Genomic DNA, 10,528 nt, shown 5'->3' with positions numbered 1-10,528 from the left:
GGTGGGGGCCTCCCCCCCGCTGCGTGTGTGACCCCGCTCTCCCCCCCCAGTGATGGTTTGGTTCGCTGGGTGGGGCTGGGGCCACCCCCCCGGCAATGTCGACGTGGTAGTCGTGGCGGCGCAGCAGCCGGTCGGGGCCGAAGTAGAAGTCCTGAAGGGTGCTGTGACTGGCCACCGAGGCGGGGAAGGTGGCGCGGAGCCCGGGCCACTTCTGGCCGCCCTCCCGCCAGGGCTCGATCTCCTCGACCTCGAAGCCGGGCATCGCGAGCAGGAACGGCGTGGTGAGGTACGTCCAGAGGGCGTAGCCGTTGAAGTACGCCCGGTCCAGAGGGTCCCACGGCGTCTCCAGGAGGTGGCCGTCGAAGGCTCCGCGCGGCTCTTCGCGTTCGGCCACGAGGCTGCCGTCGGTCCTCTCGATCGCGATGCGGCCGGGGGTGAAGTGCGTCCTCTGGTCGGGGGCGCCGAACGGGGCCACCGAGGCGACCTCTTCGTGCAGCCGCACCGTCATCTCGCGGGGAACCGGATCCTGCGGCAGTCCCTTGACGGCGAACAGATCGCCTCCGCTCACGAGCGTTGCGCGTACGGAGCTGAGCCGGTGCCAGCGGTCCAGGCCGCCGTGGGCTTCGAGAACCTCGCTGAGAAGCGTACTCATGGCGTTTCCTCCCGACTGCCGGTCCGGGCCGGACGGTTCGTCAGTCAAGACCGAAGCCCGTCCTCACTGGCGAACCGTCACGGCCGAACGCGGGCGATTACTTGCCCTTCAGGGGCTCGTTGAACGACTTGCGGAACACGGAGCCGGCGAAGGGGAGCACCGCGCCCACGATCCTGCCCTTGATCGTGTGGGGGTGTCTGGTGAGTTCGACGTCCACGCGGGTGCCGTCGTCCTGGGGGGTCATCCTGAACACCCAGCCGCCACCCGGCCCGAAGACCTTCGAGTTGAGCGTGGTGATGGTGACCGTGTTCCCCGTGGGGTCCCACTCGTAGCGGGCGCGCTCCCAGGCGGAGGCCGTGCCCTCGGTGACCTCTGCCCAGGTGTCGCCGAGTTCGTGGACGGTGAAGTGCTCGGCGTCGATCGTGGGCCAGTTCTCGGCGCGAGCGGGGCTGAAGTCGGTCAGCACGCCCATCACCTCCGAGGGAGTGAGCGAGGAGTTGAGCCGGAAGCGCAGGACTGTCATGACCTGCTCCTTTGATCGAAAGGGAGGGTTCTTGCCGGAGCAATCCGGCTCGGTCCGCGATGCGGGAGCCGGCGAACGACACTTTTAAATATGACCGGTCATCTTAGATTTGTCAAGCGGCCCCGTCGGAGGGTTTGCCCGCCGCGGCCGGAGGGCCCGGAGCTCCGGCTCGCAGGGGCGAGTCCGGCGTGGGAGGCGAGGTGGTGGCGGTCGGACGGGCGTGCGTCGTCAGGTCGGGCAGGCGGGCGGCACGGTACCCGGCGTCGCGGGCGACTGCCAGCGGCGGGGTGCTGGCGGAGGCGGGCCGTCGACGGCGACCGGGGCGGTGCCGTGCTCCGCGGCAGGCCTGTCGCTCACGGCCGCACCGGCCCCGTTGCGGGGATGCGAAGGTGGTGACCGTGGGGTCGGCTGAGTTGCCCGCCCCCCGCGCCGCTCACAGACTGGTGAATAAGCATTGCTCCGGAAGGATCCAGCCCATGAGTGCTGAACTTCTCGATCTGGCAATCGCCACCGCAGGTGGTCAAGAACTCTGGGACACCGTGCGCGGCCTGAAGGTCGATCTCTCCATCGACGGCCCGGTCTGGGGGATGAAGGGCTGGCCGCAGGGCACGTCGTTCGACCAGATCGCGACAGCCGACACGTCCAGGCAGCACATCGTGTTCACCCCGTTCACCCGCCCTGACTGGCAGATGGTTTTCGACGGACCCTCCGACAGCGTCACCGTGCAGACGCTCGACGGCGAACCGGTAGAGACCCTGGCCCCCGCCCGCGCCGCCTTCAAGGGGATGCTGCGCAGCACCCCCTGGGACGCTCCCCATCTCGGCTACTTCCTGGGCTACGCGATCTGGAACTACTGCACCACCCCGTTCGTGTTCACCTATCCAGGCGTGCAGGTCCACGAGATCGAGCCGTGGCACGAGGCCGGGCAGACCTGGCGGCGGCTGCAGGTGCGGTTCCCACGCGAGATCGCCACCCACAGCCCCAACCAGGTGTTCTACTTCGACGCCTTCGGCAGGCAGCGCCGCATGGACTACCAGACCGAGGTCAACAACAGCTATCTGGTGGGCCACTACACCGGCCACCACAAGAACTTCGACGGGCTGCTCGTGCCCACGCGCCGGCGCATGTTCCGCCGCAACCCCGACAACACCGTCAATCTCAACTTCCCCTCCATCACGGTGGACATCCACGGTGTCGAGCTCGTCCGCTCCGACGAGGAACGGGCGCGGCCATGACCACGGACAGCAGGTTCATCGACCACTCCGCGCGTCGGCTCGTCGTGGCGCTCCCGCGTCTCTACGACGAGACGATCGAGGAGTACGAGACACTCGTCCCCGAGGCCGATCTCCACCGCTTCTACCAGATGGCCTCCTGGCACGCCGTGCAGGAGCTCGCCGAGATCAATGCCCCGCAGGGGTTCATGCGCTACTACCGCAGCGACCTCACCGCCCTCATGGCCGGCTCGACATCCCTGTGGAAGGCCACCCAGTACTTCATGGGCAACCACACCATCGCCGAGCGCATGTTCCACTACGACCCGTCGGCCATGCTGCACGCGCCACTGCCGATCGTGCTCTACGCGGATCCCGACGGTGACACCAAACTCGCCGTCGACCAGCCCAGCCTGTTGCTCGCAGGCTACGACGATCCGCACATCGCCGAGGTCGGCCGCGAGTTCGATGTCCTTCTGGCGGAGCTGATCACTCGCCTCGGCGGTGACGCCCCTCCCCAGTTGGGGGACGCGCCTCCCAGCGCCTGAGCCTCCGCCTTGGACGTCCCGGTCGGGGCCTCGATCGGATCGTCGTGTGCTGTTTCTGCGCGCCCCGCTCGCAACGCACGCCCCGCTCGCAACGCGTCCTGGGCGTCCCGGGCGGTCCGTGATGCGACGTCAATGCGGCCTGCCGGCCGGCGGATGGCCCGGTCGTCGCCCTGCCCCCTTCGTGAGGGCGCCCGTGGCGACCAGCTCCTGGAGTTGCTGCGCCGCGACTCGGAGATCACGATCTGTCCCGACTCGGCCCACGGCTTCCTGCTCCTGCACCGCGATCGGTTCGCCGGCGGCCGCCGCCGTCCGGACGGTCCCTCGCCCGGGCAGGCCGACGGCCCGTCCCGCTGGGCGACGGGAGCCGCAGGGCCCGACAGCCCCGCGGCGACCGGCCGGCTCGACCTCGGGCCCGTCGGAGCCTTCCGTCGGTGCCTCCGCGGAACGGGTCGACGGGCACCGTTGTCGTGGGCGGTCCGCCGCGCGGTCACGCCAGGGGCAGGGCCGCGGCGGTGGTGCGGGCGCGGGCCTCTCGCGGGGCGAGGGGCCCGTGGCCGGCGGTGCAGCGGACGACCGCCTCGACCGGCGCACCGCAGTCACGGTGCCGGACGTCCAACGGCGGGCCGTCCGGGTCCGCGGCCCAGCGGTCCCCCCACTGCTTGAGGGCGATGATCACCGGCCACAGGTCCCAGCCCTTCTCGGTCAGCCGGTACTCGTGACGGGTCCGACTGCCGGGCTCCCGGTAGGGGACCGTGGTCAGGATCCCGGCCGCCACGAGCTTCCGCAGGCGGTCGGAGAGAACCGCCTCGGAGAGTCCGACATGACGGCGGAAGTCCTCGAAGCGGCGCACCCCGTTCATCGCGTCACGCAGCACCAGCAGTGACCACCGGTCGCCGAACAGGTCGACCGCCCGCTGGACGGTGCAGTTCTCGGTACTCGTCTCCAGCCATGTCATGGGCCCATCCTAGGCTGGCTCTGATATTGACAGCCAGATCTGTGGCTGGCTAGCTTTCAATGACGAAGTCAGCCGAAGAGGAATGCGACATGACCAGATCACGGACCTACACGTGGCAGGACCCGCGGATCTCCGCGAAGGCCGTCGGCCGGGAGACCGGGCTCGAGTTCCTCCGGCGCATGCTCGCCGGGGAGATTCCGTCGCCTCCGATCACGGCCACCCTCGGATTCGCGCTGGAGCAAGTCGACTTCGGCCGGGCGGTATTCGTGATGGAGCCGGGGGAGGAGCACTACAACCCCATCGGCAGCGTCCATGGTGGCGTGTACGCGACCATGCTCGACTCGGCCGCGGGGTGCGCGGTCCAGTCCACTCTCCCCGACGCCATGGGCTACACCTCGCTCGATCTGAACGTGAAGTTCCTTCGCCCGATCACTGCCGACACCGGCAAGGTGCGCGCGGTCGGCACCGTGCTCTCCCGCGGGCGGCGGACCGCGCTGGCCCAGGCCGAACTCCTCGACTCCGAGGACCGGCTGCTCGCCCACGCCACGAGCAGCTGCATGCTCATCCCGGTGCCGCCGCGCTGACGCGGGTGGAGCCGTTGCTCCAGGCGTTGTTGGCCAAGCGCATCGTCAGCCGCATCGGCGACGACTACCTTGCGAATCCTCCCGCCGCCACGTCGGGCCCGCTGCTCGCCCAGGGGCAGACCCGGGCTGGAGCGCGCCCGCGCGGCGGTGGCGCAGTTGTCGGAGCAGCACCGGAGCAACATGCGGCGGCGGGATGCCGCGCGACTGATCGAGGTCTTCACGGGGGCTGAGGCCATCCGGGAGCAGGCTCGGAGCCTGCAGTGGGCCGCCCGCGAGGAGGTGCTGCTCTTCTGCCGCGAGCAGCCCGTCGCCATGACGGACACGCAGAACGTCGAGGAGCTCCAGGCGTTGGCGCGCGGTGTGGGCCACCGGGTGATCTACGAGGCCACGCGGTTGGACGAGCCCGGCGGGCCGGCCGGCATGGCGGAGCGAGTCCGGGCGGGCGAGCAGGCGCGGTCCGTCCCGCAGGTGCCGATACGCCTCGCCGTCATCGACCGGTCGACGGCGCTGTGCCCGCTCGGCGACGAGGCCACCGGTGAACCGACTGCCGCTCTCGTCCAGGGCACCAGCCTGCTGATCGCACTCATCGCGCTCTTCGAGTGCCACTGGGACCGCGCGACGTCGCTGCGACTCGAGGCCGACTCTGCCCAGGGTTCGCTCGCCGAGGACGAGCGTCAGCTGCTGTCGTTGCTGGTCGGCGGCGCGAGCGACACGGCGATCGCCCACCGTCTGCAGATCGGCCCGCGCACCGTGCAGCGGCGTCTGCAGGAGTTGATGCGCCGCGCCAACGCGCGGAGCCGGATGCAGCTGGCCCGGCAGGCGTGCAAGCTCGGCCGGCTGGACGATCCGCCGGCCTGTGCCCCGTCCGCGCTGGACGAGGGAAGCCCCCCGACGCTCGTCGCGGCCCACGGCTGAGCGGATGCCGAGCGGCAGGGCGGCTCGGTGGCGGGACCACGACGGTGGACGTCCTCGGAAGAGCACCGGCCCAGCGAGGAAGGGCGGCCGCAACGGGGTCGGCGGCGGTCACCGCGATGACGCCCGGCATGGCCGGCCGGGCCTTCGCCGACCGCCGTGAGCGGCCACGCTCCGTGCCCGGCCGCGACGCGCGTGGTGGCCGGAGGTGTGCTGGTCGTTTGACAAAAGGAAGACGACTGGACATATTGAATGGGAAAGAAGGAGTGTGTACCATGCCCAGGCCCAGCATGCGCGAGCAGTTGATCGACGCTGCTTATGATCGCTTCCACGAACACGGGTTCAACGGGAGTGGCATCAAGGACATCACCGATGCCGCCGGCACGCCCAAGGGTTCCTTCTACAACCACTTCGACAGCAAGGAGTCCATGGCTGTCGAGGTGATGCGCCGCTACGCCGACTCGCGCCAGATGCAGATGCTCGCCGACGAGTCGATCGCTCCGGTCGAGCGCATCCGTGCACACTTCGCCCGTCTGACCGGAGATCTGGAGCGGTTCGACTACGCCCGGGGCTGCATGTTCGGGAACTTCGGGGCGGAGCTGTCCACCCAGAGCCCGGCGGTCCGGGAGGAAGTCGGCGACCGGCTCGAGCACTGGGAGTCCCTTCTCGGCTCTGCGCTGGACGAGGCCCGTGCGGCCGGAGCGCTCGCGACCGAGGTGGACAGCGCCGTGCTGGCGCGTTTCCTCGTGAGTGCCTGGGAAGGGGCTGCTCTGCAGGCGAAGGTGGCTCGCAGCAGTGCACCGCTGGACGACTTCTTCGCCGTGTTCGATTCGCTGACCGCCCCCTGAACCGGGCCGTCGGCGCGATCTGCCGCGGGCGCGCAGGTCAGCCGTCGCTGCGCGGGGCCGTCGGGTCGGGTGCCTCGCGGTGTCCGGCGCCGGCGGTCCGGGGGCCGGGTGTGCGCCGTCCGCGGAAGTGCCACACGAGCAGGCCGACCACCACCGCGACCGTGATCGCGATTGCCGCCGCGTGTCCGACCCGACCCTCTGCCCTGCTGTAGGCGTCGCCCGCGTAGTAGCCGAGCAGGACGTAGCCGACGCCGGAGATCAGGCCGCCGACCGCGTTGGACAGCAGGAAGCGCCGGTACGGCATGCGGGAGATGCCGGCGAGGGCGGGCATCACGGCCCGGAAGAAGGCGATGAAGCGCCCCAGGAAGACCGCAGCGGGACCCCGGCGCCGGACCAGGCGCTCGGCTCTCTCGACGCGCGCCCGGTGGCGGCGGAGCGGGCGCAGGTTCAGGATCCCCGGACCGAACCGGCGGCCGATCTCGTAGCCCACGCTGTCGCCGGCGATCGCGGCGGCCACGACCACCGTGCACAGCAGCCAGAGGGAGATCCTGCCGTGGTGGGCCAGGAGGCCGCCGAATTCGACGGCGGTCTCACCGGGCAGGAGAAATCCGATGAAGGCCGCGTCCTCACAGAACACCAACACCGCGATCACGGTGTAGATGACCGGGCCGGACAGGCCGTGGAGCCAGTCGGTCACCGCAGGCATGGCCACCGTCCTTCGCTGAGCGGGTCGCCGGGGAGCCTCGTGAACGGCTGCAGTACCCGTCCGACCCGCATTGGTTGAAGCGACCGGTCACTGCCTGCCGGCCTCCCTCGGCCGCGGATGCGCCCCGGGTAAAACGACCGGTCATCTCAGGGTAGTCGGTGTCCGGCGGAAACGGCCCGACGAACCGCGACGGCGAGGACGATCCCGACCCGGCGCTCACTCCACGGGGCGGGCTCGTCCCGCACGCCTCCTGCCTTGCCGCGGGCATGGATTCGGCCCCGCTCGACGTTGGGGCCTGTACCTGCCGTGGGCCACGGCAGACGGTCGGAGCCCAGCCGGCCCAGCCGGCCCAGCCGGCCCGGACCACGTTCGTAGGAGGTCGCCAGGATGTCAGAGCTCGGCCTGGTCGATACGAGCGGGATTCTGCGGCAGCAGGGGGTGTTCCTGCGGCAGGACAGTTCCGGACTGGGATGGCAGGACCTCTACGTGTCCAGTCAGGAAGAGCGGCCGTACAGCGCCCGGCTCGACGCTGCTCCGACCCACCTGCTGATCCTTCACCTGACCGGTCCGGTCACGGTGAGCCGCGGCGAAGGACGGTCACGGCTGTCCCGCGCGGTCCCCCGCGGAGGCCTCTTCATCCACCCGGCAGGTCAGGATCTGACGGTGGAGCTCGGAGGACGGCTCGACACGATCCACGCCTACCTCACCGACGAGGCCCTGGCGCAGGCCAACGACGGCCTCCCGGTCGAGCCTGTGGGGGAGGTCGGGGCCGCGGATCCGCTCATCGAGCAGCTCCTTCTGAAGCTGGCGGGCGTGATACGGCGGTGGGAGCCGTCCGCGCGCACCTACGCCGACCACCTGACGACCATGCTCGCCGCGCAGCTCGCCCACCGGAGCCGGTCCGGGGCCGGCCCGGAAGCAACCGTGCCCCCGACCGGGCTGTCCGCTCGCCAACTGTCCTCGGTGCGGGAACTCATGGAGCAGCGGCTCGCGGAATCCCTGCCGATCGCGAGCCTCGCCGCGGCGGCCTCACTCAGCATCAGTCAGTTCACCCGGCAGTTCAGGGCCAGCACGGGCGAGTCCCCGCACCAGTACCTGCTCCGGCTGCGCCTGGAACAGGCGTGTCGCCTGCTGCGCACAGGAGCATCCGACATCACCGAGGTGGCCCTCAGCTGCGGGTTCTCCCATCAGGAGCACCTGACCCGGGTGATGCGGGCCAAGCTGGGCACCACCCCTGCCGCCGTCCGCCGCGCCGGGTGAGACCGGTACCCGGCTCCGCCCTCGGGCGGACCGGGACTCGAGTACGGCGCCCGTGACGCTGCCGGACCTTCCGGGCGCCGGCCCGTGTGGAACGACCCCCCCTCCAGCCCTCGGCGACCCGAGGGCCGGACGCTGCCCGGATCCGTCCCCTTTCTGCCTCCCCCGGGGTGGCACGGCCGCATCCGCGCGTTCCGCGCTGCACGGCCGAGCGTGCCGGCGGCGACGCGTCTTTCGTGCAGGAAGGTCGCGTCGAACGTGCAGGCCGAAACCGGCCTGAGCCGCCAATACTTGCTGAGCAAGGGACCGATGCGAACGACCGAGAAGCTAAGGCGGAATGCAATGAGGACTTCTGTCTACACCGCCCTCCCCTCCCGGGTGGTCTTCGGATCCGGCACCGTGGAGCGGCTGCGCGACGAGGTCGAACGACTCGGCTGCTCGCGCGTGCTGCTGGTGTCCGGCCCGATGCCGACGGATGCCTGCACACGCGTCCGCGAGGCACTCGGTGATCTCCGGGTGGCAGAGTTCGACGGTGCGGCGATGCACACCCCGGTGGAGGTGACCGCACAGGCCCTGGAGGTCCTGGAGCAGTCTGCGGCCGACTGCCTGGTGGCCGTCGGGGGCGGCTCCACGACGGGCCTGTCCAAGGCGCTGGCCCTTCGCACGGACCTGCCGCAGGTGGTCCTGCCCACCACCTACGCCGGCTCCGAGGTGACCCCCGTGCTGGGCGAGACCCGCGACGGCCGCAAGGTCACGCAGTCGTCCCCGGCGATCCTGCCCGAAACAGTGATCTACGACGTCGACTTCACTCTGAGCCTGCCGCTGGAGATGTCCGTCACGAGCGGCATCAACGCGCTCGCGCACGCGGTCGAGGCGGTGTACTCCGCTGACGCGAACCCGGTCATCGACCGGCTGGCGCTCGACGCCGTCTCCGGGATCGCCCGGGCGCTCCCCGCCCTCGCGGCCGACCCGTTGGACCTGGAAGCGCGCGCTGACCTGTTGCACGCAGCCTGGGCGGCCGGTGTCTGCCTGGCGTCGGTGGGCATGGGCCTGCACCACAAGCTGTGTCACACCCTCGGCGGCAGTTTCGACCTTCCGCACGCCCAGACGCACACCGTGGTGCTGCCCCACGCGATGGCCTACAACGCACCGGCAGCGCGGTCCGCCATGAGCCGGCTCGCTGCCGCCCTCGGCGTGGACGACGCCCCCACCGGGGTGTTCGACCTGATCGAGTCGCTGGGTGGACCCACCTCGCTGCGCGAACTCGGCATGTCCGAGTCGGACCTGGCCAGTGCCGCCGAGGCAGCCGTCGCCGCGCCGTACCCCAACCCCCGCGAGCTGACCGCGCAGGGCATCGAGGGCCTGCTCCGCGACGCCTGGAACGGACGCCGCCCGGCGACAGCAGCAGGAGGAACTGCCGAAGGCGCGCCCGCCGGTGCGCCGCGCACGGCGGGGGACGACGACCCGAAGCTGCGCCGGCTCACCGACCAGGTGGTCGCCAGCTTCGACGCGTCACCGGACCCGCGCGTGCGGCAGCTGCTCGGCAGTCTCGTGAGGCATCTGCACGACTTCCTGACGAGCAACGACGTCACCGAGTCCGAGTGGCAGCACGCCATCGACTTCCTCACCCGCACCGGACAGATCTGCAGTCCGACCCGGCAGGAGTTCGTCCTGTTGTCGGACACCCTGGGTATCTCCAGCGTCGTGGACCTGATGACCAACTCGCGTGCACCCGGCACCACGTCGTCGGCGGTCCTCGGGCCGTTCTACGTCGAGGGCCCCCCGGAGACCGCGCACGGACGCGACATCGCGGAAGGCCTGGACGGCACTCCGCTGTGGGCGGACATCCTGATCACCGACACCGACGGCGCCCCCGTGGCCGGCGCCGTGGTGGACGTGTGGCAGGCGGACACGAACGGCTTCTACGACGTGCAACTGCCCGACCTGGACCACCCGGTGCTGCGGGCCCGGCTGCGCAGCGACGAGGACGGCAGGCTGACCTTCTGGTCCATCCTCCCCTCGAAGTACCCGATCCCCGACGACGGCCCGGTGGGCCGGATGCTCGACGCGGCCGGACGGCACCCCTACCGCGCGCCGCACGTCCACTTCATGATCACAGCGCCCGGTCACCGCCGACTGGTGACCCAGCTCTTCGTCGCCGGTGGCGAGTACCTGGACGGCGACACCGTGTTCGGCGTCAAGGACGACCTGATCGTCGAGTTCGCGCCGCAGCACGGCCCGACCCCGGACGGCCGCATCACCGACGGTGAGTGGCGCCGACTCGACTACACCTTCCGCATCGCCCCCATTGCCGGCTGACAGAGGACCAGGA

11 protein-coding genes are annotated in these 10,528 nt (G+C 70.6%); 7 read left to right on the top strand and 4 right to left on the bottom strand.

Annotated features, from left to right (window positions below):
* Together ACFV0G_RS05695 and ACFV0G_RS05690 are read right to left on the bottom strand one after the other, a co-directional pair.
* Positions 1–652 (bottom strand): hypothetical protein (locus tag ACFV0G_RS05695; protein WP_380542125.1); only part of this gene is annotated, 652 nt, incomplete at its 3' end.
* 97 nt (positions 653–749) lie between these two features.
* Positions 750–1,175 (bottom strand): hypothetical protein, encoded by a 426-nt coding sequence (locus tag ACFV0G_RS05690; RefSeq protein ID WP_380542122.1) that lies wholly within the window; start codon positions 1,173–1,175, stop codon positions 750–752.
* 476 nt (positions 1,176–1,651) lie between these two features.
* On the opposite strand from ACFV0G_RS05690, the gene ACFV0G_RS05685 reads away from it, so the two are divergent.
* Complete coding sequence (locus tag ACFV0G_RS05685; RefSeq protein ID WP_380542119.1) at positions 1,652–2,410, top strand: hypothetical protein; 759 nt, start codon at positions 1,652–1,654, stop codon at positions 2,408–2,410.
* Positions 2,407–2,934 carry a DUF302 domain-containing protein gene (locus tag ACFV0G_RS05680; protein WP_380542116.1) on the top strand — a complete coding sequence of 176 codons (528 nt, stop codon included), beginning with the start codon at positions 2,407–2,409 and terminating at the stop codon, positions 2,932–2,934. Before ACFV0G_RS05685 ends, ACFV0G_RS05680 begins: the two co-directional genes overlap by 4 nt.
* 487 nt (positions 2,935–3,421) lie before the next feature.
* On the opposite strand, the gene ACFV0G_RS05675 is transcribed toward ACFV0G_RS05680, so the two are convergent.
* Positions 3,422–3,889: a winged helix-turn-helix transcriptional regulator gene (locus ACFV0G_RS05675; protein ID WP_380542113.1), complete on the bottom strand. Its 468-nt coding sequence runs from the start codon at positions 3,887–3,889 to the stop codon at positions 3,422–3,424.
* Positions 3,890–3,978: 89 nt separating this feature from the next.
* Here ACFV0G_RS05675 and ACFV0G_RS05670 point away from each other — a divergent pair, with 89 nt between their 5' ends.
* From ACFV0G_RS05670 to ACFV0G_RS05660, 3 genes are all read left to right on the top strand, one after another.
* Positions 3,979–4,473 carry a PaaI family thioesterase gene (locus tag ACFV0G_RS05670; protein ID WP_380542110.1) on the top strand — a complete coding sequence of 165 codons (495 nt, stop codon included), beginning with the start codon at positions 3,979–3,981 and terminating at the stop codon, positions 4,471–4,473.
* 156 nt (positions 4,474–4,629) lie between these two features.
* Positions 4,630–5,388 carry a LuxR C-terminal-related transcriptional regulator gene (locus tag ACFV0G_RS05665; RefSeq protein ID WP_380542107.1) on the top strand — a complete coding sequence of 253 codons (759 nt, stop codon included), beginning with the start codon at positions 4,630–4,632 and terminating at the stop codon, positions 5,386–5,388.
* Between the two features lie 287 nt (positions 5,389–5,675).
* Positions 5,676–6,233, top strand: coding sequence for a TetR family transcriptional regulator C-terminal domain-containing protein (locus ACFV0G_RS05660; RefSeq protein ID WP_380542104.1), 558 nt, complete (start codon positions 5,676–5,678; stop codon positions 6,231–6,233).
* Between the two features lie 37 nt (positions 6,234–6,270).
* Here the strand turns inward: ACFV0G_RS05660 and ACFV0G_RS05655 are convergent, their stop codons facing one another.
* Positions 6,271–6,939: a DedA family protein gene (locus ACFV0G_RS05655; RefSeq protein WP_380542101.1), complete on the bottom strand. Its 669-nt coding sequence runs from the start codon at positions 6,937–6,939 to the stop codon at positions 6,271–6,273.
* Between the two features lie 387 nt (positions 6,940–7,326).
* Between ACFV0G_RS05655 and ACFV0G_RS05650 the strand changes: the two genes are divergently transcribed.
* Both ACFV0G_RS05650 and ACFV0G_RS05645 read left to right on the top strand, forming a co-directional pair.
* Complete coding sequence (locus ACFV0G_RS05650; RefSeq protein WP_380542098.1) at positions 7,327–8,199, top strand: helix-turn-helix domain-containing protein; 873 nt, start codon at positions 7,327–7,329, stop codon at positions 8,197–8,199.
* A 339-nt stretch (positions 8,200–8,538) separates the two neighbouring features.
* A complete protein-coding gene (locus ACFV0G_RS05645; RefSeq protein ID WP_380542095.1) occupies positions 8,539–10,515 on the top strand; it encodes a maleylacetate reductase and hydroxyquinol 1,2-dioxygenase domain-containing protein in 1,977 nt (658 codons plus the stop codon).
* Positions 10,516–10,528: the final 13 nt, after the last annotated feature.

Source organism: Kitasatospora sp. NPDC059571, from assembly GCF_042735675.1.
GTDB lineage: Bacteria > Actinomycetota > Actinomycetes > Streptomycetales > Streptomycetaceae > Kitasatospora.
This window is presented reverse-complemented; position numbering and strand designations above follow the sequence as displayed.